This window comes from Mycolicibacterium canariasense, assembly GCF_002101555.1.
GTDB classification, from domain to species: Bacteria; Actinomycetota; Actinomycetes; order Mycobacteriales; family Mycobacteriaceae; genus Mycobacterium; species Mycobacterium canariasense.
The window spans coordinates 1-1,207 of record NZ_LQOL01000037.1 but is presented as its reverse complement, the minus strand read 5'-3'; the positions used below and the strand labels follow the sequence as shown (position 1 = coordinate 1,207).

At 60.4% G+C, this 1,207-nt stretch carries 2 protein-coding genes; both read right to left on the bottom strand.

Features of this window, described 5'->3' with window-relative positions; all coding sequences use genetic code 11:
- Positions 1 to 199: 199 nt before the first annotated feature.
- Positions 200 to 655 carry a hypothetical protein gene (locus AWB94_RS07425; protein ID WP_165766688.1) on the bottom strand — a complete coding sequence of 152 codons (456 nt, stop codon included), beginning with the start codon at positions 653 to 655 and terminating at the stop codon, positions 200 to 202.
- 59 nt (positions 656 to 714) lie between these two features.
- Positions 715 to 1,207 (bottom strand): amidase domain-containing protein (locus AWB94_RS35060; protein WP_234811652.1); only part of this gene is annotated, 493 nt, incomplete at its 5' end.

The window sequence follows — 1,207 nt, the reverse complement described above, 5'->3', positions numbered from 1 at the left end:
AGATTTTCGAGAGACCTCGACCTCTATCCCGGCAACGACGCGCCAACCACCTCTACACCCTCATCTGTGAAGAGCCCGATTTCCACATGCGCTGCGGCGGCCCGCTGTGGAATCTGTTCCACCCGATCCCGTGCTGGTGACCCCTTAGACCTGCTCCTGTTCTGCCGCTCGCCGTCCGGCGGGCGGCAGAACGCTGGGGCTAGGGATTCACGACGAGTGATGCTTCGGCCCAGTAGCCACCCATCCCGGAGGGAATGGCGAGTACGCCGATCGTGCGCTCGACCTCAGTTTGTCCGGGGCAGATCTGATGGACGGTCATGTCGAACCGTCGTGTCTCGTGCGGGCTGAACCACGGCAGCTTCTGCACGCCCTGGTCGCCGCGATCGGTAACCGAGGCCAACATGTAACGGCATCCCGGGGGTGGCATCGCGGCAATGATGTCGGCGTTGATTTGTGCATTGTCGGCGTCGGCATCCGGAACGGCGCTGGTGTTGCGTAGTAGCGGCACGTTCTTCGGGTCGTGTGTGTTGAGACCGGCGACGATTGATTCGGCTGCCGCTTGCTGACGCTGAGGTGTGTAGTCCTTCATCGCGTTCGCGGAGTCATCACTCGCCGACAGGTAGAACGCAATCACCGCGGCGATCGCGGCGACCACCACAACTGTGAGAACGCCGATCAACGCGGTTCGGCGTACCGTTAATGCAGGCATTCCTATCATTCCCCCGGATAGGTCAAGTGCACGAACTCCGCGCTTGCGGAGCCACCAATAAAGTCGGTTCCATCCGGCATCCAGTCGTTGCGGAAATTGTTGTCGCCGTTGGCATGCTGGTCTACAACGTCCGTGAGAACGCCGTTCTGCATGCTCTGTCCCACGTACACGGCTGTGTGGTTGATGTTTCCGTTCGCATCGCGGTAGTAGATGAGGTCGCCTGGAACCAAACCGGCTTTAGATGGAGCCAGTGGATCTAGCGAGTTGGCCGATGGCAGTGGCGCGGTTCCGACGATCTGCCCTCGATTCGACTGCTGTGTGATGAAATCGCGATTGGCTTGAGCGACAGACCACGTGTTGGACCGGTCGTTCCCTGGCACATGCATGCCGTTGTTGTAGTACCAGTCGTCGGCATCGCCGCGAGGAATTGTCAATACCTGTGGATCGGGGTGTTTCAGGCGACCTCCGTTTCGGTTGATTCGGCCGGCTCGGGCGGTG